Source organism: Trinickia violacea (assembly GCF_005280735.1).
In the GTDB taxonomy this organism is placed as follows: Bacteria; Pseudomonadota; Gammaproteobacteria; order Burkholderiales; family Burkholderiaceae; genus Trinickia_A; species Trinickia_A violacea.
In genome coordinates, this window is the sequence record NZ_CP040078.1 from 164,038 (window position 1) to 182,717 (window position 18,680).

The 18,680-nt window shown below is 64.4% G+C and carries 21 protein-coding genes; 13 read left to right on the top strand and 8 right to left on the bottom strand.

Going from position 1 to position 18,680, the window contains the following annotated elements; genetic code table 11:
* The first annotated feature begins 25 nt into the window (after positions 1-25).
* On the top strand, positions 26-934 hold the full coding sequence (locus FAZ95_RS22730; RefSeq protein ID WP_137334791.1) for a LysR family transcriptional regulator: 909 nt from the start codon (positions 26-28) through the stop codon (positions 932-934).
* Between the two features lie 27 nt (positions 935-961).
* Here the strand turns inward: FAZ95_RS22730 and FAZ95_RS22735 are convergent, their stop codons facing one another.
* Positions 962-2,383, bottom strand: coding sequence for an aldehyde dehydrogenase family protein (locus tag FAZ95_RS22735; RefSeq protein WP_137334792.1), 1,422 nt, complete (start codon positions 2,381-2,383; stop codon positions 962-964).
* A gap of 104 nt (positions 2,384-2,487) precedes the next feature.
* Between FAZ95_RS22735 and FAZ95_RS22740 the strand changes: the two genes are divergently transcribed.
* From FAZ95_RS22740 to FAZ95_RS22780, 9 genes are all read left to right on the top strand, one after another.
* Entirely contained in the window at positions 2,488-3,444 is a 957-nt protein-coding gene (locus FAZ95_RS22740; protein ID WP_137334793.1) for a LysR family transcriptional regulator, read from the top strand.
* 312 nt (positions 3,445-3,756) lie between these two features.
* Positions 3,757-5,013: an MFS transporter gene (locus tag FAZ95_RS22745; protein WP_137334794.1), complete on the top strand. Its 1,257-nt coding sequence runs from the start codon at positions 3,757-3,759 to the stop codon at positions 5,011-5,013.
* A gap of 99 nt (positions 5,014-5,112) precedes the next feature.
* The gene (locus FAZ95_RS22750; RefSeq protein WP_137334795.1) at positions 5,113-6,042 is read left to right on the top strand and encodes a LysR family transcriptional regulator; all 930 of its coding nucleotides are present in this window, start codon (positions 5,113-5,115) and stop codon (positions 6,040-6,042) included.
* Positions 6,043-6,157: 115 nt separating this feature from the next.
* Complete coding sequence (locus FAZ95_RS22755) at positions 6,158-6,652, top strand: cupin domain-containing protein (protein WP_137334796.1); 495 nt, start codon at positions 6,158-6,160, stop codon at positions 6,650-6,652.
* 90 nt (positions 6,653-6,742) lie between these two features.
* Positions 6,743-7,762: a hydroxyquinol 1,2-dioxygenase gene (locus FAZ95_RS22760; RefSeq protein ID WP_137334797.1), complete on the top strand. Its 1,020-nt coding sequence runs from the start codon at positions 6,743-6,745 to the stop codon at positions 7,760-7,762.
* 35 nt (positions 7,763-7,797) lie between these two features.
* The gene (locus FAZ95_RS22765; RefSeq protein ID WP_137334798.1) at positions 7,798-9,264 is read left to right on the top strand and encodes an aldehyde dehydrogenase family protein; all 1,467 of its coding nucleotides are present in this window, start codon (positions 7,798-7,800) and stop codon (positions 9,262-9,264) included.
* A 7-nt stretch (positions 9,265-9,271) separates the two neighbouring features.
* Entirely contained in the window at positions 9,272-10,339 is a 1,068-nt protein-coding gene (locus tag FAZ95_RS22770) for a maleylacetate reductase (RefSeq protein ID WP_137334799.1), read from the top strand.
* Positions 10,340-10,424: 85 nt separating this feature from the next.
* The gene (locus FAZ95_RS22775) at positions 10,425-10,736 is read left to right on the top strand and encodes a YciI family protein (RefSeq protein ID WP_137334800.1); all 312 of its coding nucleotides are present in this window, start codon (positions 10,425-10,427) and stop codon (positions 10,734-10,736) included.
* A 4-nt stretch (positions 10,737-10,740) separates the two neighbouring features.
* Entirely contained in the window at positions 10,741-11,073 is a 333-nt protein-coding gene (locus FAZ95_RS22780; RefSeq protein WP_137334801.1) for a Rieske (2Fe-2S) protein, read from the top strand.
* Between the two features lie 130 nt (positions 11,074-11,203).
* On the opposite strand, the gene FAZ95_RS22785 is transcribed toward FAZ95_RS22780, so the two are convergent.
* Positions 11,204-12,157, bottom strand: a complete 954-nt coding sequence (locus FAZ95_RS22785) for a LysR family transcriptional regulator (protein ID WP_137337555.1) — start codon at positions 12,155-12,157, stop codon at positions 11,204-11,206.
* Positions 12,158-12,305: 148 nt separating this feature from the next.
* On the opposite strand from FAZ95_RS22785, the gene FAZ95_RS22790 reads away from it, so the two are divergent.
* Both FAZ95_RS22790 and wrbA read left to right on the top strand, forming a co-directional pair.
* On the top strand, positions 12,306-12,671 hold the full coding sequence (locus FAZ95_RS22790; protein WP_137334802.1) for a nuclear transport factor 2 family protein: 366 nt from the start codon (positions 12,306-12,308) through the stop codon (positions 12,669-12,671).
* Between the two features lie 38 nt (positions 12,672-12,709).
* Positions 12,710-13,309: an NAD(P)H:quinone oxidoreductase gene (wrbA, locus tag FAZ95_RS22795; RefSeq protein WP_137334803.1), complete on the top strand. Its 600-nt coding sequence runs from the start codon at positions 12,710-12,712 to the stop codon at positions 13,307-13,309.
* A 9-nt stretch (positions 13,310-13,318) separates the two neighbouring features.
* On the opposite strand, the gene FAZ95_RS22800 is transcribed toward wrbA, so the two are convergent.
* From FAZ95_RS22800 to FAZ95_RS22820, 5 genes are all read right to left on the bottom strand, one after another.
* Entirely contained in the window at positions 13,319-14,224 is a 906-nt protein-coding gene (locus FAZ95_RS22800; protein WP_137334804.1) for an NmrA/HSCARG family protein, read from the bottom strand.
* Between the two features lie 40 nt (positions 14,225-14,264).
* Positions 14,265-14,870: an FMN-dependent NADH-azoreductase gene (locus FAZ95_RS22805; RefSeq protein ID WP_137334805.1), complete on the bottom strand. Its 606-nt coding sequence runs from the start codon at positions 14,868-14,870 to the stop codon at positions 14,265-14,267.
* A gap of 21 nt (positions 14,871-14,891) precedes the next feature.
* A complete protein-coding gene (locus FAZ95_RS22810; RefSeq protein ID WP_137334806.1) occupies positions 14,892-15,470 on the bottom strand; it encodes a YceI family protein in 579 nt (192 codons plus the stop codon).
* A 68-nt stretch (positions 15,471-15,538) separates the two neighbouring features.
* Positions 15,539-16,099, bottom strand: a complete 561-nt coding sequence (locus tag FAZ95_RS22815; RefSeq protein ID WP_137334807.1) for a YceI family protein — start codon at positions 16,097-16,099, stop codon at positions 15,539-15,541.
* Positions 16,100-16,107: 8 nt separating this feature from the next.
* Positions 16,108-16,668: a cytochrome b gene (locus tag FAZ95_RS22820; RefSeq protein ID WP_137334808.1), complete on the bottom strand. Its 561-nt coding sequence runs from the start codon at positions 16,666-16,668 to the stop codon at positions 16,108-16,110.
* A 100-nt stretch (positions 16,669-16,768) separates the two neighbouring features.
* On the opposite strand from FAZ95_RS22820, the gene FAZ95_RS22825 reads away from it, so the two are divergent.
* Positions 16,769-17,692: a LysR family transcriptional regulator gene (locus FAZ95_RS22825; RefSeq protein WP_137334809.1), complete on the top strand. Its 924-nt coding sequence runs from the start codon at positions 16,769-16,771 to the stop codon at positions 17,690-17,692.
* Positions 17,693-17,698: 6 nt separating this feature from the next.
* On the opposite strand, the gene FAZ95_RS22830 is transcribed toward FAZ95_RS22825, so the two are convergent.
* Positions 17,699-18,664 carry an alpha/beta hydrolase gene (locus tag FAZ95_RS22830; RefSeq protein ID WP_137337556.1) on the bottom strand — a complete coding sequence of 322 codons (966 nt, stop codon included), beginning with the start codon at positions 18,662-18,664 and terminating at the stop codon, positions 17,699-17,701.
* Positions 18,665-18,680: the final 16 nt, after the last annotated feature.

Genomic DNA, 18,680 nt, shown 5'->3' on the forward strand with positions numbered 1-18,680 from the left:
TATCAAATTTAGCTACGCCATAAACATGACTGATTTCAACAAGATCGATTTGAACCTGCTGCGCGTGTTCGAAGCGATCCTCGAGGAACGCAGCCTGACCCGCGCCGGACAGCGTCTCGGCCTGTCGCAGCCGGCGATCAGCTATGCACTCGGGCGCTTGCGTTCGTCGTTCGACGATCCGCTGTTCGTCCGCGCGACCGAAGGCATGCTGCCGACGCCGACGGCCGAGCAATTGGCGCTGCCGATCGGGCGCGCCATCGCGTCGATCCGCGAAGCGCTGCGCCACGGCGAACAGTTCGATCCGGCCACCAGCGTGCGCGAGTTTCGCCTGTCGATGTCCGACATCGGCGAGCAGGTGTTTCTGCCGCCGCTCTGCGAGCAGCTGCAGCAGATCGCCCCGCTGATTCGCCTGGAGGCGGGACAGGTGCCGGTGACCGATGTGGAGGAGCGTCTGCGCCTTGGGCAGCTCGACTTTGCCATCGGCAATCTGCCGGCGCTCAAGCAAAGCACGAAGTACGCGGTGCTGTTTCACGAGGCGTACGTGTGCATGACGCGCAAACGCCCCGGACTGCCGGCGCGCAAACTCTCGCGCGACAAATTTCTGGAGCTGCTGCACGTGGCCGTGGCGTCGAGCGAAAGCAGCCACCGCACGATCGACGATTCGCTGCGCGCAGCGGGCCTGCATCGGCGCGTGGCGCTGCGCGTGCCGCACTTCACGGTGATCCCGCAGATACTCGAGCGCACCGACTGGATGGTGACGCTGCCGCTGCGCGTGGCGCAGTTGTTCAATCAATCGGAACGCTTCGTCGTCTATCCGCTGCCGGTGGCCATTCCCGAAGTCGAGGTCACCGTGCATTGGCACGAGACCTTCGACAGCGACGAAGGAAGCCGCTGGTTTCGCGAATTGATCATCCGGACTCTGAGGGACACGTAAGGCCGTGCCCCCGGATCACGATGCGAGTCACACCGCGCCCAGCAACGCCTTCGGCTCGAGAAACGCTTCCAGCCCGAACGTGCCGTACTCGCGGCCGATACCCGATTGCTTGAATCCGCCGAAGGGCGCCGCCGGTTCGTGCGCGAGCGTGTTGACCAGCACGCGTCCCGCTTCGATCCGCGCGGCAACCGCGCTTGCTCGCGCGGCGTCGGACGAGCACACGTAGGCTTGCAGGCCGTAGGGCGTATCGTTGGCGATCGCGATGGCGTCCTCCGTATCGCGGTACCCGATGATCGAGAGCACCGGGCCGAAGATCTCCTCTCGTGCGATCGTCATATCGTTCGTCACATCGCTGAACACGCTCGGACGCACGAACCAGCCCGCGTCGACGCCATGCGGCCGACCCTCGCCGCCGGCGATCAGGCGCGCGCCTTCGTCGATGCCGATGCGGATATAGCGCTGCACGCGATCCCATTGTTTCTGGCTGACCATCGGACCGATGCTCGTGCGAGGATCGCGCGGGTCGCCCGACTGAACGTGAGCCAACGCCGCCACGATTTTCTCCTCGAACTCCCGCAGCCGCGCCTGCGGCACCAGAATTCGCGTGCCGGCAATGCACGCCTGCCCGCTGTTCATGAAGCCCGCCTGAAGGGCGAGCGGGACGGCCTCGTCAAAATTGGCGTCGTCGAGGACGATCATCGGCGACTTGCCGCCGAGTTCCAGCGTCACGCGCTTGAGCGTCTCCGCCGCGGTCCGCAAAATCGTCTTGCCGACCGCGGTTGATCCGGTGAACGACAGCTTGGCGACGTCGGGATGCGAGCTGATCCGCGCCCCCACGATCTCGCCGCGTCCCGTGACGATGTTGAACACCCCCGGCGGGAGCCCGGCTTCATGGAGCGCCTCCGTGACGATTCGCGTCTGGATGGCGCTCATTTCGCTGGGTTTGATCACGGCCGTGCAGCCCGCGGCGAGCGCCGCCGCGAGCTTGCCGCAGATAAAGCCCGCGTCGCTGTTCCATGGCGTAATCAGTCCCGCCACGCCGAGCGGCTGCATCACCACGTCGGCAGTGCCGGCGCGACGGCTGAACGCGTAGTCCTCGAGTATCTTCGCGGCCTCCAGCAAGGTGCTGCTCGCGTGCTGGGCCATCCAGCGGCCGCGCGACACCGGCGCGCCGTATTCCTCGACGATCGCCTCGAAAAGCTCGCTCTCTTTCGCGGCTACCGCCGCATGCATGCGCCTCAGCATCTCGACGCGCTCACGCTTGTCCGTGCGCGAGAACGCCGGGAACGCCCGCTTCGCCGCCGCGACGGCGTCGTCCACGTCGCGGGCGTCGGCGAGACGCACGCGGCCGATCACCTTCTCGGTCGATGGATTGAAGAGATCGAAATATTCGTCGCCGTGTGGCGTAACGAATTCGCCGTTGATGTAGATCTGGTCGATGGTCTGCATGGTGGGTGGGTCCGCAAAAGTGTTAGCGATGACCCAGGATAGAGCGTCGCGATTGCGTCGACTAGCCTTACAATCGTGGATGACGTGTTGAAGGATTTAGGACAATGAAAACATCCGGTCTCAGCGAACTGGAAGCCGTTCTGGCCGTCGCGCGCCATCGGAACTTCCGGGCCGCCGCGAATGCAATGAGCGTGTCGACTTCCGCGCTCAGTCACGCGGTGGCCGCGCTCGAAGCGCGCATCGGCGTGAAGCTCTTCAATCGAACGACGCGCAGCGTGGCGCTGACGGAAGCCGGCGCGCAATTCGTCGACAGCGTCGCGCCCGCGCTTTCGACCATCCGCGACGCGCTCGACCAGGCGGGCAGCTTCCGCGACACGCCGTCGGGCACCTTGCGCATCAATACGTCGGCAGGCGCGGCACGGCAGGTGATGCCGGTCTTCGTCGCGTTCCTGAAGCGCTATCCCGAGATGAAACTCGACATCGTCACGGAAGGGCGGTTGATCGATATCGTGGTCGAAGGATTCGACGCGGGCATCCGCCTGGCGGAAATCGTGCCGCAGGACATGATCGCCGTGCCGTTCGGCGACAGGCAGCGGTTTGCCGTCGTGGGCAGCCCGGCGTATTTCTCGCAGCACAAGCCGCCGCGCTCGCCCGGCGACCTCAATGCGCACCCATGCATCCGCAGCCGCATGCCGAGCGGCTCGATCTATCAGTGGGAGTTCGAACGGCACGGCGAGACGGTGCGCATCGACGGCGGCGGCGCGCTGACGCTGGACAATCCGGAGCTGATGCTGGAGGCCGCGCGTGCCGGCCTCGGTCTCGCGTATTTGACCGAGTGGAACGTCGACGCGGATCTGGCGGCCGGGACGCTCGTGCGCGTGCTCGAAGACTGGACGCCGCCGCTGGATGGGTTGTGCCTCTACTATCCGGGCCGGCGTCATGTGCCTGCGGGGCTGCGTGCGCTGGTCGAGATGATTCGCGAATACGCCGATGCGAAGCGCGGACGTGCATCTGACAAGAGGAAACGCCGCTCGCCGCCGGCACATGGCAGCCGGCGCTGACGCGCTGAACGCCGCGACCGGCGAACCGCGTGAACCGGCCGCCCGCTCACCGCGCCCGCGTCTACCGGGGGTTTTTCCTGAGGCGGTCGATCGATACCGCTAATTAGCGGCTCTCCCCTCCCATCGGCCTTTGCTGACGCGCGTTGCCGTCCGCCCGAGCGCCATTATTCGCATTTCGCGAATGTCGTATTCGGTCGTTATCCCGTTCTTGCCGTGCCGCGCTTGCGAATATCGTTGCGCCATCGACACCCGATGTCGATGCCGGTCAGATGCCACGCAAGCACGATCGGGTGGGTACCTATGGAGACACCGATGAAATCGAACGAATGGGATGTGCGCTACGAGTGGAAGGCCGTGACGCTGCTGGCTCTCGGCTTCGGCCTCGTGGGGCTCGACCGATGGCTGATCGCGCCGCTGTTCCCGTCCATCATGAAAGACCTGCACCTGACCGCACAGGACGTCGGCAACTGCATCGGGATACTCGGCCTTTCGTGGGGCATCTTCGCGGCGCTGATGGGAGGCATCTCCGACAAGGTCGGACGCCGCAAAGTCTTGATCCCCGCCATCCTGGCGTTTTCTCTGCTATCCGGTTTTTCAGGGCTCGCCGGCGGTCTCGCCAGCCTGCTCGCGATGCGCGCGCTGATGGGCGTCGCCGAAGGCTCCTTCTGCCCGACGAGCTTCGCCGCCACCGCCGATGCGTCCCATCCGAAGCGCCGCGGTTTCAATCTCGGGCTGCAGCAGAGCGGCTTCGCCCTGTTCGGACTCGCGCTCTCGCCGATCATCGCGACGCAACTGCTCAACGTGGTGACGTGGCGCTGGGTCTTCGCCCTGGTGTCCGTTCCCGGGCTGATTCTCGGCCTGTTGATGTTCCGCGTGATTCGCGAGCCGCAAACCGCGCCCAAGCGTGTCGCCACGCAGTCCGAGCGCGGCAACTGGCGCGACGTGCTGAAGAGCCGCAACATACCGGTCGCCATGGCGGCACTGTTTTGCGCGATGACCGGCGTGTTCGTGCTGGGCGCGATGCTGCCGCTGTATCTCACCGAGTATTTGTCGCTCGACACGCAACGCATGGGTGTCGTGGTCTCGGCGATCGGCTTCGGCGGATTCATCGGCCAGTTCGGGTTGCCCGGCCTCTCCGACCTGGTTGGCCGCCGTCTGGCGAGCATCGTCGGCTTCACGGGAACCGCCGTCATGCTGTACCTGTTCCGAGGACTCGGAGCCCACCCTGTCGAGCTGTTTGCCGTGCTGTTCGTCGCTTCGTTCTTCACCCTGGGCCTCGTCTCGCTGCTTTCCGGACCGATTGCAACGGAAGCGGCGCCGGCCGGCATGGTCTCGACTTCGATCGGCATTGTCGTGGGTGCGGGCGAGATCTTCGGCGGAGGCGTGGCGCCTGCGCTAGCCGGCTTCGTCGCCACTCGCTTCGGAATCCAGAACATCCTCTGGCTGCCGATTTTCGCCGTCCTGCTCGGAATCGGGGTTAGCGTCCTGCTCGAGGAAACGGCGCCGGCCAAACAGCGTCGCCGGAACCTTCCGGCGGCCGAGTTCTCGGCAGCTGAACAGCCCGAGTGAGCATGCCGTTCCGGCCCGCCTTGCGTGGCCGCGATCCATGCGCCAGGCACCGCCGGCCCGGATACACTGAGGGTCTGAACCGGCGGAGACGAGAGCAGCATGGACCGTTTTCTGAGTATCGAAGCATTCGTGCGTGTGGCGGAGACGAGCAGCTTTGCGGAGGCCGCGAGGCAGCTCGGCGTGACGAGTTCGGTCGTCACGAACCGCATCCAGCAGCTGGAGAAGTTCGTCAACGCGCCGCTCTTTCATCGCAGTACGCGGCACGTGCGCCTCTCCGAAGTGGGCGAGGCGTTCTACCGCGAATGCGCCGAAGTCGTCGGGCGCGTCAATGAACTGACCGACCAGATGCGCGAGCTGCGCGCGACGCCGACCGGCCGGCTGCGCATCCAGATGCTGCCGGGTTTCGCGCTGGGCCACTTCGGCGCGCCGCTCGCCGAGTTCAACCGGCGCTATCCCGGCATCCAGATCGACGTGATCGTCAACGACCGCGTGGTCGATCCCATCGAAGAGGGATTCGACGTCGCGTTCCAGATCTTTCCGCCGATCTCCGGGTCGCTGATCGAGCGCCGGCTGTTCCCCGTGCGGCGGCTGTTCTGCGCCGCGCCCGCCTACGTGATCCAGCATGGCGCGCCGCAGCATCCGCGCGATTTGCTGCAGCACACCACGGCGCTCTATTCAGGCTATCCCTCGCGCAACCGCTGGGTGATGACGGGCGGCGGCGAGGTCGTCGAAATGGAGCTGCCCGGCATGATCCGCTCGAATTCGGTGCATCTACTGCGCGACTACGCGCTCACGGGCGGTGGCGTCGTGTGCCTGCCGACGCTCGTGGCCAGCGCTTCGCTGCTCGATGGCTCCCTCGTGCCGCTCCTGACCGACTATGCGCTCTCGCCGCTGAGCTTCGCCGCCGTCTATCCCGCAACGCAGCGACAGGCCTTGAAGGTCAAGGCGCTGGTCGAGTTTCTGGCCGAATACCTGGGCCCGGAGCCCGCGTGGGACCTGCCGCTGATCGAGCGCGGCTGGGTCACTTAGCGAGGCGATTATTCGCGAAGCGCGAATGCGGCAATCGCCTCGCCGCCAGTTGTTGCCGCCCCTCGGCGCTCCTAAAGTTAAGTCCAACAGCAGCTTTTAACTAAAGGAGACAGCAATGACCGAAACGTCATTCCATACCGTCTTTGGGTCGCTCGACGGCTACCGCAAAGGCGAAATCGAAATCACGAGCGGCGATGCCCGCCACTACGTTTTCTCCAACATCTTCGAAGTCGCTTCCCAGTCGGCGCCCTATGAAAAGGTCGTGGTCGGCAAGAACCTCGAATACGTGATCGAGACACTGCGCGTCGAAGGACAGTCCGGCTGGTTTGCCTGTGCGCACGACGAGTTCGTGATCCTGATGGATGGCGAAGCCCGCATCGACTTCGTCGAGCTCGACACGCCGCCCAAGGGCAGCACGGGCACCGTGCGCGCCGGCGAGCATCCCGCCGGCCGCGCGATGGGCCACGTCGTGCTGCGCCGCGGACATCAGGCGCTGCTGCCGGCCGGCTGCGCCTATCGCTTCAGCGCCCAAAAGACCGGCGTGGCGCTCGTGCAAACGATGCTCGGCGAGCTTTCGGTTCAAAAGTGGGCCGACATCTGCCTGCACTGACACGCATCCGAACCGCCCCCCTACTTTCCGCTTTGCATGAGATCGGCGTCAGTGCTCCGCACGCGCTCCGATCGACACAGGAGACACAACATGGCCAGTCTTGAAACCATCACGCACGCAGCCGGCTTTGCCGCCGACACCGTGCGCGCCAGCGAGCCCGACGCCGTGACCGGCTATCGCCGCTTCACGCTCGGCGCATTCGAGTTCCAGCGCGACGAGTACTTCGTCAAGATCGTCTGGCCGGCGAAAGACCAGATGCGCACCCACGCCGTGCCGGCCGATGCGTTTCTGCGCGCGATGATGCGCGACGTCGCATGGGGCTTCTTCTACGGCTGGGTCAACTTCGATCATGTGTTCGGCACGCGCAATCACTACGGCAAGGTCGACGTGTACGCGGGCTCGTTCAACGGCATCATGAAGGAAGCGGGGGTCGACTACATGGAGACCTTCGAGACGCCGACGATCATGGCGACCTTCAAGGCGATCCTGCACGACTGGACCAACGAAGGCTTCGATCCGTTTGCGGCGCCGGAGGAAACGGGCACGGCATTCGGCCGCAAGCATGGCGAGAACGACGCCGCGATCGAGCGCACGCGCATCGCGACGCGCCGCATGCCGGGCCTCGAGGGCGACTCGCCGCTGCGCGAGCACCTGAGCGTGAACCGCGCGTTCGCGGACGTTCCCCAGGACGAGCCCGAAGTTCACGTCGAACCGGGTTTCGAAGGCCAGCTGCACGCGTTCAATCTCTTCAAGTACCTGTCGCGCTCGGACGTCACGTGGAATCCGTCCGTGACGTCGGTATGCGGCCAGAGCCTGTTCTGCCCGACCACCGAGGAATACATCCTGCCGGTCTTTCACGGCAACGATCGCGTCGAGTGGTTCCTGCAGCTCTCCGACGAGATCGTCTGGGACATCGGCGACAAGAACACGGGCGCGCCGCGCGCGCGCATCACGATGCGCGCGGGCGACATCTGCGCGATGCCGGCCGACATCCGCCACCAGGGCTACTCGACGAAGCGCTCGATGCTGCTCGTCTGGGAAAACGCGACGCCCGACCTGCCCAAGCGTTACGAGCGCGGCGACCTGAAGCCGTACCCGGTCGATTTCTGAAACACGCGCCCGCCATCACCAAGGAAGGACCCTTCATGCAAACCCAACTCTTCATCGACGGCCGCTTCACGGATGCCGTCGAAGGCGGCACGATCGACGTGCTCAATCCGCACGACGGCACGCTGATCGCGAAGATCGCCGCCGCCACGGCCGCCGACGTCGATCTCGCCGTGGAGGCCGCCGCGCGCGCGTTCCCGAAGTGGGCGGCGCTGCCCGCCGCCGAGCGAGGCCGCTTGCTGCTGCGTCTCGCCGACGCGATCGAGGCGAACGCCGAGGAGCTCGCGCAGCTCGAATCGCTCGACACGGGCCATCCGATCCGCGACTCGCGCGCCCTCGACGTACCGCGCACGGCGGCCTGCTTCCGCTACTTCGGCGGCATGGCCGACAAGCTGCAAGGCTCGGTGATTCCCGTCGAAACCGGTTTTCTCAACTACGTGCAGCGCGCGCCGATCGGCGTGGTCGGCCAGATCGTGCCGTGGAATTTTCCGCTGATGTTCACGAGCTGGAAGATGGGTCCGGCGCTCGCGGCCGGCAACACGGTCGTGCTCAAGCCTTCCGAGATCACGCCGCTCTCGACGCTGCGCATCGTCGAACTAATGGCGGAGGTCGGCTTTCCGGCGGGCGTCGTCAACATCGTCGCGGGCTACGGTCACACGGCCGGGCAGCGCCTCGCCGAGCACGAGGGCGTCGGCAAGATCGCGTTCACGGGCTCGACGGCGACGGGGCGGCGCATCGTCGAGGCGTCGAAGGGCAACCTGAAGCGCGTGCAGCTCGAACTGGGCGGCAAGGGCGCCAACATCGTGTTCGACGATGCGGATCTCGATGCCGCCATCAACGGCGCCGCGTGGGCGATCTTCCACAACCAGGGCCAGGCGTGCATCGCCGGGTCGCGCCTCATCCTGCACGAGCGCATCGCCGATGCGTTCCTCGAACGTTTCGTGGCGCTCGCCGCGTCGATCCGCGTCGGCAACCCGCTCGATCCCAACACCGAGATGGGGCCGCTGACGTCGAAGCAGCACCTCGAACGCGTGACGGCGTTCGTCGACGTGGCGCGCGCACAGGGCGGCCGCGTGCTCACCGGCGGCACCGCGCCGCACGATGCGTCGCTCGCGAACGGCTACTACGTGCGCCCGACGGTGGTCGAGGCCGCCAGCCCGAACGACAGCGTCGCCCAGGAGGAAGTGTTCGGCCCGTTCGCGACGGTTCTGCGCTTTCGCACCGACGAAGAGGCGCTCGCGATCGCCAACGGCACCGCCTACGGTCTCGGCAGCGGGCTGTGGACACGCGATCTGTCGCGTGCGCATCGCATGGCCGGGCAGATTCACGCGGGCATGTGCTGGGTCAATTGCTATAAGCGCGTCAATCCCGGCAGCCCGTTCGGCGGTGTGGGGCAGTCGGGCTACGGCCGCGAGATGGGCTTCGAGGCGATGCACGACTACACGGAAGCCCGCTCGGTCTGGGTCAACGTGGACGGCCAGGTGCCGCCGCACTTCAAGCGCTGAGGCCGCCATGGAGCCCTTCGTCTATCAGGGGACGCCTTCGCGCGTGGTGTTCTCATGGGGCGCACTCGCCACGCTGCCCGAGGAAGTCGAGCGGCTGGGCGCGAGGCGCGCGCTGATTCTCGCGACGCCCGAACAGCGCGCGTTGGCCGACGAGGTGGCGCGCGTGCTCGGCGAGCGCGCCGCAGGCGTGCACGCCGAGGCGGTGATGCACGTGCCCGTGTCAGTCGCGCGCGCCGCGCTCGACACGGCTGCGGCGCTCGACGCCGATTGCTGCGTGGCGGTGGGCGGCGGTTCGGCCATCGGTCTCGGCAAGGCGATCGCGCTCGAATCGTCGCTGCCGATCGTCGCGGTACCCACCACCTACGCCGGCTCGGAGATGACCCCGATCTACGGCCTGACCGAAGGCCGCCTCAAGCGCACCGGCCGCGATCCGCGCGTGCTGCCGCGCACGGTGATCTACGATCCGTCGCTTACGCTTTCGCTGCCGGCGGAAGTTACGGCGACTTCAGGCATGAACGCCATGGCGCACGCGGTCGAAGCGCTCTACGCCGAGGATGCGAACCCGACCGTCAGCCTGATGGCGGAGAAATCGATCCGCGCGCTGGGCGTTGCCCTGCCCGCCGTCGTGCGCGCGCCGGACGACGCGGCGATGCGCAGCCGCGCCCTGTACGGGGCGTGGCTCGCGGGCACCTGCCTCGGCGCGGTCGGCATGGCATTGCACCACAAGCTCTGCCACACGCTCGGCGGCACCTTCAATCTGCCGCACGCGCGGACCCACGCGGCGATGCTGCCGCACACGGCGCACTATAACCACGCGGCAGCGCCCGCCGCGCTCGCGCGCGTGGCGCGTGCGCTGGGCGGCCGAGAGGCGGCCGAGGCGGGACCGCTGCTGTTCGCGCTGAACCGCGCACTCGGTATTCCGGCGGCGCTCGCGGCGCTCGGCATGCCGGAGCAAGGGCTCGACGAGGCTGCCGACCTCGCGTGCAGGAATCCGTATGCCAATCCGCGTCCGGTGGAGCGCGAGGCGATCCGCGCGTTGCTCGGGCGGGCATGGCAGGGCGCGGCGCCGGCCTGAGCGCAGCGACCCGCCTCATGGAGGAAGACATGACGACGAACCACCAAGAGGCCGAGCGAGCCTTGACTGAGCGGAGCTGAACACGATGCCACGTTACTTCGCGGTTTTCGCGACCGACAAGCCCGGCATGCGCGAGGTACGCGAGCGCGTGCGGCCCGTGCATCGCACCTATTTGCGGACCGCCACGCAGCACGGCGTCTTCGTCCGCCTCGGCGGACCCACGCTCGCGCCGCAATGCGACGCGATGAACGGCACGCTGCTGGTGATAGAAGCGGAAGCGATCGACGACGTCATGGCGTTCGTCAGCAACGATCCGTACATGCAGGCAGGGTTGTTCGAGCGCGTCGAAATACGCCCCTGGAACTGGAGTCTCGGCAATCCCGAGCGGAGGGGGTGAAACGATGGACGGGATGCGGCTGTGCCATATCGACGACGTTCCGGACGGCGGCGCGCGCGTGGTCGCGGCGGCGCACGCGGACGAGTCGATCGTGGTCGTGCGGCGCGGCACGCAGGTTTGGGCTTACGTCAACCGCTGTCCGCACTTTTCCGTGCCGCTCGATTTCGAGCCAGGGGAAATCTCGTGCTATCGGGCGCAGGTGTTGATGTGCGCACATCACAGCGCGCTGTTCCGCTTCGACGATGGGCACTGCATCGAGGGGCCCTGCGCGGGGGCCGGGCTCGATACGGTAGGGGTCGAGGTCGACGCTGGCAGGTGGATTGCTATGAGCCGATAGCGGGACGTCGAGAAACGAGATATCAGCTTTTGGCATCTGCAATCGCGTGCTGCGAAACGATCGCGTGGAATCGATGGCGCCCGCGTGGTCAATGTGTTGTCGTTTCGAGCAACAATCACCCCAGGAATCCCTAGCCGATGCGATGGTCAGGCGGTTTCCAACCCATGAGCGTCTCCGCGCTCCATTCCGCCGCGGCCAGTTTGGAGATGAAGAAATCGGCCAGCGCGCTAACCTTCGCTGGCCGTGCGCGGGCCGTGGGGGTGACGAAATACAGCCCCCCTTCGGGCAGTCGCCAGTCGGTCAGGATCGGTTCAAGCCGCCCGTCCGCGAAATACTGTGTCGCGACAAACTCGGGCAGCTCCGCGACGCCAAGTCCCGCGAGGAGCATGGGCAGTAGTGCTTCCACCGTTGTCACTCGCAGTGCCCCGGTCGGCGTGATCGTGCATTCCTCGCCACCTTGGTGCGTAAAGCGCCAAACATCGCGCTTGCTCCTGTTGGCGTAGGTCAGACACGGGTGGGCGCCCAGATCCTGCGGATGCTGCGGTCGACCATAGCGGGACAGATAGGCAGGCGATGCCACGACAAACCGGCGCACGGGTGCGATGAGACGCGCCGCGAGCGACGAGTCTTCCATGACGGCGATGCGGAGTGCGGCGTCGAAGCCCTCCCCGATCAGATCGGCATGGACATCCGTGAGATGGAGATCCACGGAAATACCCGGATAGGTCTGGAAGAACTCGGGCAGCAGCGGGGCGACCCAGCGAACGCCGAAGGAGAGCGGAGCGGCGAGCTTGACCAGACCACGCGGACGGCTCGAGGTCTCGCGTGCGAAATCCTCGGCCTCTTCGGCGTCGGCGTAGATTTTTGCGGCTCGCTCGGCAAGCGTATGGCCGTAGTCCGTGAGTGCCAGCCGCCGGGAAGTCCGGTTGAAAAGCCTCCCTCCCAGTCGCTCTTCCAGGCGGGTGACCGCCCGGGAAACCGTGGCAACAGAAACGCCCATCGCCGCCGCCGCGGCTGCAAACGAACCCTCTTCGGCGACCTTCGCAAACATCGCGAACCCTTCAAAGTCCGGCAGCTTTGACATCGACAGTCCTGCAACGATGGTTTTCAATCATTTCTGTTTCGAAAAGTAGCACGCTGCCATAGATTTGTCTCGTTACACCGCTTATTTCCAAGGCATCCCTACACCGTGACGCGGCTCAACCCGCAGCCGATCATCAAGGAAAATCTCCATGAATAACCGCATTCAAGAACTGCTCTATCGCAACCTTCAAGAGGTCTTTGGCGAAGGCGACGCAGAGCGTCGCCGCGCCGCCATCAAGGAACTCTATACGGAAGATTGTGTGCTCTACTCGCCTGCGGGTATGGTTGTCGGGCACGACGCTCTCGATAAGTTCGCCGGAGATCTTCGCGCGACGCACCCGCATTTTGCTTATACGCCGCACGGTAAAGCCCAGGCCCTCCACAATGCGGGCCGCCTGTCATGGGGTTCCGGTCCGCGTGACGAAGCACCCGACTATACGGGCGTGGACGTCATCATCGTTCGCGACGGGAGGATTGAAGCGCTCTACGTCTTCCTGGATTCCGTGCCGTCATAGCCGCACCATCACCGCGTAAACATCAATAGGAGTTCAAAATGTCGAAAGTTCTCGTGCTGTATTACTCATCGTATGGACATATCGAGACACTGGCCGATGCCATCGCTCAAGGCGCGCGCTCGACGGGGGCCACGGTCGACGTCAAGCGGGTGCCGGAAACCGTACCGGAGGAAGTGGCCAAGGCCGCCTACTTCAAGCTCGACCAGCAAGCGCCGATCGCGACCGTCGCCGAGCTCGCCGACTACGATGCGATTGTCGTCGGTACGCCGACACGCTTCGGACGCGTCTCGTCGCAGATGGCCGCGTTTCTGGATCAGGCCGGCGGCCTGTGGATGAGCGGCGCCCTGAACGGCAAAGTGGGCGGCGCCTTCACGTCGAGCGCCAGCCAGCACGGCGGGCAAGAAACCACGCTGTTCTCGATCATCACGAATCTGCTCCACTTCGGCATGACGATCGTTGGCCTGCCGTACAGCCACCAGGGGCAGATGACGCTGGATGAGATTGTCGGCGGCGCCCCCTATGGTGCTACGACCATCGCCGGCGGCCAAGGTCAGCGCCAGCCGACCGCCATCGAGCTTGCTGGCGCACGTCATCAGGGGGAACTGATCGCCAAGACCGCGAACAAGCTGTTCGGCTAACGCGTGTTTTCAGGCGGCGGCCGGAATCGCGAAGTTTGCCTTGGCCCATGCGGCAAACTTCGTCGGCTGCCGGCCCGCGACTTTGTCGGCGAGCGCGATCGCATCGCGCGAATCCGAGCCCAGATACGTGTGCGCTTCGAAGTAGGCGAGCATCGCCGCGATGCCCTCGGCGTGCGGAAACCAGCCAGCAAAAACCTCACGCGGGACTCGCTTGAACGAGAGCGAGTTTCCTTGTTGATTCAGCGTGGCGATGATCTCGTTGAAGCTCAGGAAATCGCCGACCAGCGGCAAATGTTCCCCGTGCCCTACGAGGTCCGGTTGCGCGAACGCGCCGGCCACGAGGCGGCCGAGTTCCGTGATGTCGCCCATATGGATGACGCGCCGCTCCGGATCGAGCGGCAGCGCCCAACCCAAGGAGCCATCCGGCTGTTTCTGCGGAGCCATCAGGCCGATCAGGTTTTGGTAATAGAACGGCGCGATCACGAACGTGTGGTGCGCAAATCCGGCTTTGCTCACGACGGGTTCGAATTTCGCCTTCACCGTAAAGTGCGGGACATGGATCGTGCCGCCGCTGATCGCCTCCACATTGGGAAGCGTCGACCAGATGAAGTGCTGCACGCCGGCGTCTTTCGCCGCGTTGACGGCGGCGAGTGCCTGCTTCGGTTCGTCTTCTTGTGCTTCCCAGGAATTCGTGACCAGGAAAACGCCGTGCGCACCGGCAAACGCGGCTTTAAGCGTTTCCGGACGATTGAAATCGGCCAGTACGACTTCGTCACCCAGCTTCGGATGCTGGGCCGGATTGCGCGTCAATGCGCGCACTTTGAATTGACCGCTCGCCTGCAGCGCGCGCACAACGGCGCCGCCTTGCTGACCGGTTGCGCCGACGACGGCGATGAGCTTCTGAGTGTTCGACATGGTTGTTCTCCAGCGAGTATTGTTTCCGGGCGAAGCGACCTCACGCAGCGAGCGCGACAGTCTCTTTCTTCGCCGAGGCGATGGCCCCGTTGCGTGCCTCCGGACCCATCGCCACGCCTTCCGCGCGAATGAAGGCGATATCCGTGATGCCCAGAAAGCCGAAGGCCGCCTTCAGATAGGTCTCCTGATGATCGAAGACGGCGGCCTGGGAGCCTTCGCTGTATACGCCGCCGCGCGACGAGGCAGTGATCAGCTTCTTGCCGCCGCACAGTCCGACCGGGCCGTGCTCGCCGTAGCGGAACGTCTTCCCGGCGACAGAGATGCGGTCGATCCACGCCTTCAGTTGAGAAGGCACGCCAAGGTTGTACATCGGCGCACCGATGACCACGATATCGGCCGCCAGAAAGTCCTCGAGCGCAGCCTGGCCCATGGCGACGTCGGCCTTCAACGCATCGTCGACGGGAGCGCCTTGCTCGGCCGCGAGATGTGCGGCCGTCAAATGGCCGATCGGCGTGGCGGCAAGGTCGAGACGAGCGACATCCAACTCGGGATGGCGGCCCAGGAAGGTCTCGACGACATCCGCCGACAGATCGCGGCTGACGGAGCCTTGCCCGAGAATGCTGGAATCTACGTGTAAGAGTTTCATGAGATCGATCTCCGAACGGAATTACTGCTTGAGCGCTTCGGCCGAGATGAGCAGCTTGGTCTTCATGTTGAAGCCGTACGTCTTGCCAAAGTCGACGCCGAAGTCGCTGCGATCGAATTCGCCGACTGCGTCGACGCCACACACTTCGCGCTTGAGCATCGGATGCGGCATGCACTTGAACGAGTCGATCGTCAGCGTCAGGGGCTTGGTCACGCCGTGCATCGTCAGATTGCCGACGACAGAAGCGGGCTTGTCGCCCTTGAACTGGATCGTGCCCTTGTAGGTCGCTTCCGGGAACTTCGACGAGTCGAAGAACTGATCCGACTGCAGCATTTGGTCGAGCTTCCCGTTACCCGTGTGGACCGACACGATGTCGGTCGTCACGTCGACGGTGCCGGTCTTTGCCGCGCGATCGAGCGTCACCGAGCCCTGCGACTTGTCGAACTTGCCACGCCAGACCGACACGCCGCCCATATGGTCGGCCTCGAAGCTCGGGTACGTGTGATCCGGGTCAAACTGGTAGGTGGTCGCGTCCGCGAATGCCGACAACGACAGCGAGGCGGCCAGGGCACCCGCCACAAACATCAGATGCTTCTTCAATTCAAACTCCTTGAAACGTTAAGTTGCCGCGCTCGTGCGCGGTATCGGGTGATGTCACGCTGCCGCGCTTACTTCGTGGCAACGATATGAAACTTGATCTGCACGTCGTCGGCGACGATCGACGTGTCCTTCCACTCGCCTGTGCCGATGTTGAACACCGAACGCTTGATCGGCAGCACGCCGTCAAACGTCTGCGTCGAGCCGCTCTGGGCAAACGTGACCGGCACCGTGACCGTCTCGGCACGGCCCTTGATCGTCAGCTTGCCGGTCACGTTGTACTGGTTGCCGCCCGCAGGCGCGATCGCCGACGACACGAAGGTCGCCTGCGGATACGTCTTCGCATCGAACCAGTCCTTGCCGGCAACCTGGTCGTTGTACGCCTTGTCGCCGAGGTCGAAGCTCGCGATGTCGATCGACATCTGCGCGCTGCCTTGCGCGGCATTCGCCGGGTCGAACTTGATCTGTGCGGAGAACTTCTTGAACACGCCCTCGGTCGGCACGTTCATCTGCTTCGAGATCGCAGATACCTTGCTCTTCGACAGGTCGGCGTCGGCGAGCGCTGCGCTCGACGCTACGAGCGACACCGCCGCAAGCACGGCCGCCAGGGGCCGGAAAAATGACGTTTTCATCGGGTCCTTCATTTGGTAAAGGGAAGCATGCGTGACAGCACGCCGTCACGGTCGAACACTTGATGCTTGACCACCGCAAGCACGTGCAGCACAACAGAGGAAAGCAAGACGTAGTCCAAGGTCACGTGGAGCGTCTTGAAGGTTTCCTTCAGCACCGGGTCAGGATCGATCAGGCGCGGCAGCGGCACGATGCCGAGATACACGACCGGGATGTTCGACGCCGAGCTGTAGAGGTATCCGGTCACCGGGATCGCGAGCATCAGCACATACAGCAGGACGTGCACCCCATGCGCCCCGATCCGCTGCAACATCGGCATGTCCTCCGGCAACGGCGGCGGCACGTGGGTCGCGCGCCACGACACACGCACGATCGCGAGCGCGAACACGGTCACGCCGATCCACTTGTGCCATGAGAAGTACTTGAGCTTCGTCGGCGTGAAGCCGGGGATGTCGGTCATCACCCAGCCGAGCGCGAAGCCGCAGATGATCAGCAGTGCGATCAGCCAGTGCAGCGCTACTGCAGTCCGCGTATAGCCGGCCGGCGCGGCCGGCATCGAATTCGAAGTCATGGGTTCACCTTACTGTGTGATGCCTCAAGTATGAGGATGGAAAGCGTTTATCACTAGCTGGTAAAATAGGATTTGATTCATCCATTTTTGGTGAAATCTCATGCTCGACCTGAATGATCTGGCGATGTTCGTCCAGGTAGTCCGCTCCGGCAGCTTCTCCGAGGCGGCGCGGCGTCTGCGCATGCCGCCGAATACGCTGAGCCGGCGCATCGATCAACTCGAAGTGCAGCTCGGCACACGTCTGCTGCATCGCTCGACACGCAAACTCGCGCTGAGCATGGAAGGTCAGGCGCTGTTCGAGCGCTACGCGCCGGCGCTTGACCAGCTCCTCGAGATCGGGCGGCTCCATGCCGATGAGCAGACGCCGTCCGGCACGGTACGCGTCGCCGCGTTGGCCGGTCTGTTCGAATTCTTTCGCTTGGAATGGTTGGTCGAGTTCTACGCGCGCTACCCAAATATCAGCGTCGACTTCCTGCTCGACGATTCGCCGTCCGATCTGATCGCCGAGCGCATCGATCTGGCCTTGCGCATGGGCATCGAGACCAGCAGCGGTTTTAAGGTGCGCCGGCTGGGACCGAGCACGATGTTCCTCGCGGCGAGTCCGTCTTATCTGGAACGGCGCGCGGCACCTCGCACGCTGCGTGAACTGGCCGGACACGACTGTCTGATGATTACCAGTCGCCAGGGTCGCAACACGTGGCGTCTGCAGGGACCACGCGGTGCTCAGGAGGTGTCGATCAACAGCCGGTTCGCGGTCAACGACATGCGAGTGCTGACGCAGGCTTGCATAGCGGGACTGGGTATTGCGCTGCTGCCGCAGTTGATCGTTGAGCCGATCATCGCGCAGGGGAAACTGGTACGCGTGCTGCCGACCTATCGGCGCTCGAGCACCGACCTCGGCCTGCAGCTCGTCTATACGAGCCGCCCGCCTGTGCCGCCTGCGGTAACGGTCTTCGCCGAATTTCTTTTGGAGAAGCTGGGCGACTCGCTGACCAACCCGTCACAGGGCCATGCCAGCCGATAAGACGGTTCAAGCTCGTGGCGACGCCTGCAGCTTTTCAAAGAGAAACGCACCGATGGCGTCCAGCGATTGTGCCGATGCCTTCATTTTGCCGACGCTGCCGGCAAATCCATGTGGCATCCCCATCCAAACATCGAGCTGAACATCGACTCCCGCAGCCATGGCACGCTCGACGAATCGACGCGAATCGTCCAGTAGCACTTCGTTGTCTCCGACGTGAATACGGACGGCAGGTAAGCCGGAAAGTCGTCCGTAGAGCGGCGAAGCCAGAGGATGTTCTGGATCGGCGGTCCTCAAATAGGAATGCACCAGCTCCGAAACCTGCGGACGGGTGAAAAGAGGATCGGCATCGGCACGCGTCTCGTACGTTGCGCCCGAAAGCGTCAAATCGGTAACCGGCGACCATGCAGCCACCCCAACAAGCGTCGCATCGACGGAACCCGCTTCACCGGCAACACACGAAGCGAGTACCAGTGCGAGATTGCCTCCAGCAGAGTCTCCCGTGACGGCAATCCGACGAATACCCCTTTCCTCGAGCTCTCTGTAACAGGCGAGCACATCGTCAACCGCTGCAGGGAAAGGATGTTCGGGCGCGAGCCGATAGTCTGGAATAAATGCCCTCGCTTTGGCCCTCGCAGCGATATGCCCGACAAAATGGCGGAATGCCTCGGCGGCTCCGAAATTGAACCATCCCGCGTGCAGATGGAGAATCGCCTCGTCAGATCGATGTTGCTCAGGATAAACCCAAAGCCCTCGGATACCGCCGACCGTGCCGAATTCGAACGTAACGTCGTCGCGCGGCAGGACACTCTCCATCATGGCGTCGAATACTCTGCGTGCTTCGATTCCCAAACGCTTGCCCTTAGCGGAACTCGCCCCGGCTCGCATGGCGGTGACGATAGCCGCATCGTCCGGATCGAGGGCGCGCGTGACGATGAGGTCCCTTGATCCGCTGTCGCTAGGCAAATGATTCATCGTCAGCACTGTCTTC

Bases quoted from the DNA above. Each gene is read 5' to 3' on its own strand.
- FAZ95_RS22730 (WP_137334791.1), top strand. From the start codon at position 26: ATGACTGATTTCAACAAGATCGATTTGAACCTGCTGCGCGTGTTCGAA.
- FAZ95_RS22735 (WP_137334792.1), bottom strand. From the start codon at position 2,383: ATGCAGACCATCGACCAGATCTACATCAACGGCGAATTCGTTACGCCA.
- FAZ95_RS22740 (WP_137334793.1), top strand. From the start codon at position 2,488: ATGAAAACATCCGGTCTCAGCGAACTGGAAGCCGTTCTGGCCGTCGCG.
- FAZ95_RS22745 (WP_137334794.1), top strand. From the start codon at position 3,757: ATGAAATCGAACGAATGGGATGTGCGCTACGAGTGGAAGGCCGTGACG.
- FAZ95_RS22750 (WP_137334795.1), top strand. From the start codon at position 5,113: ATGGACCGTTTTCTGAGTATCGAAGCATTCGTGCGTGTGGCGGAGACG.
- FAZ95_RS22755 (WP_137334796.1), top strand. From the start codon at position 6,158: ATGACCGAAACGTCATTCCATACCGTCTTTGGGTCGCTCGACGGCTAC.
- FAZ95_RS22760 (WP_137334797.1), top strand. From the start codon at position 6,743: ATGGCCAGTCTTGAAACCATCACGCACGCAGCCGGCTTTGCCGCCGAC.
- FAZ95_RS22765 (WP_137334798.1), top strand. From the start codon at position 7,798: ATGCAAACCCAACTCTTCATCGACGGCCGCTTCACGGATGCCGTCGAA.
- FAZ95_RS22770 (WP_137334799.1), top strand. From the start codon at position 9,272: ATGGAGCCCTTCGTCTATCAGGGGACGCCTTCGCGCGTGGTGTTCTCA.
- FAZ95_RS22775 (WP_137334800.1), top strand. From the start codon at position 10,425: ATGCCACGTTACTTCGCGGTTTTCGCGACCGACAAGCCCGGCATGCGC.
- FAZ95_RS22780 (WP_137334801.1), top strand. From the start codon at position 10,741: ATGGACGGGATGCGGCTGTGCCATATCGACGACGTTCCGGACGGCGGC.
- FAZ95_RS22785 (WP_137337555.1), bottom strand. From the start codon at position 12,157: ATGTCAAAGCTGCCGGACTTTGAAGGGTTCGCGATGTTTGCGAAGGTC.
- FAZ95_RS22790 (WP_137334802.1), top strand. From the start codon at position 12,306: ATGAATAACCGCATTCAAGAACTGCTCTATCGCAACCTTCAAGAGGTC.
- wrbA (WP_137334803.1), top strand. From the start codon at position 12,710: ATGTCGAAAGTTCTCGTGCTGTATTACTCATCGTATGGACATATCGAG.
- FAZ95_RS22800 (WP_137334804.1), bottom strand. From the start codon at position 14,224: ATGTCGAACACTCAGAAGCTCATCGCCGTCGTCGGCGCAACCGGTCAG.
- FAZ95_RS22805 (WP_137334805.1), bottom strand. From the start codon at position 14,870: ATGAAACTCTTACACGTAGATTCCAGCATTCTCGGGCAAGGCTCCGTC.
- FAZ95_RS22815 (WP_137334807.1), bottom strand. From the start codon at position 16,099: ATGAAAACGTCATTTTTCCGGCCCCTGGCGGCCGTGCTTGCGGCGGTG.
- FAZ95_RS22820 (WP_137334808.1), bottom strand. From the start codon at position 16,668: ATGACTTCGAATTCGATGCCGGCCGCGCCGGCCGGCTATACGCGGACT.
- FAZ95_RS22825 (WP_137334809.1), top strand. From the start codon at position 16,769: ATGCTCGACCTGAATGATCTGGCGATGTTCGTCCAGGTAGTCCGCTCC.
- FAZ95_RS22830 (WP_137337556.1), bottom strand. From the start codon at position 18,664: ATGAATCATTTGCCTAGCGACAGCGGATCAAGGGACCTCATCGTCACG.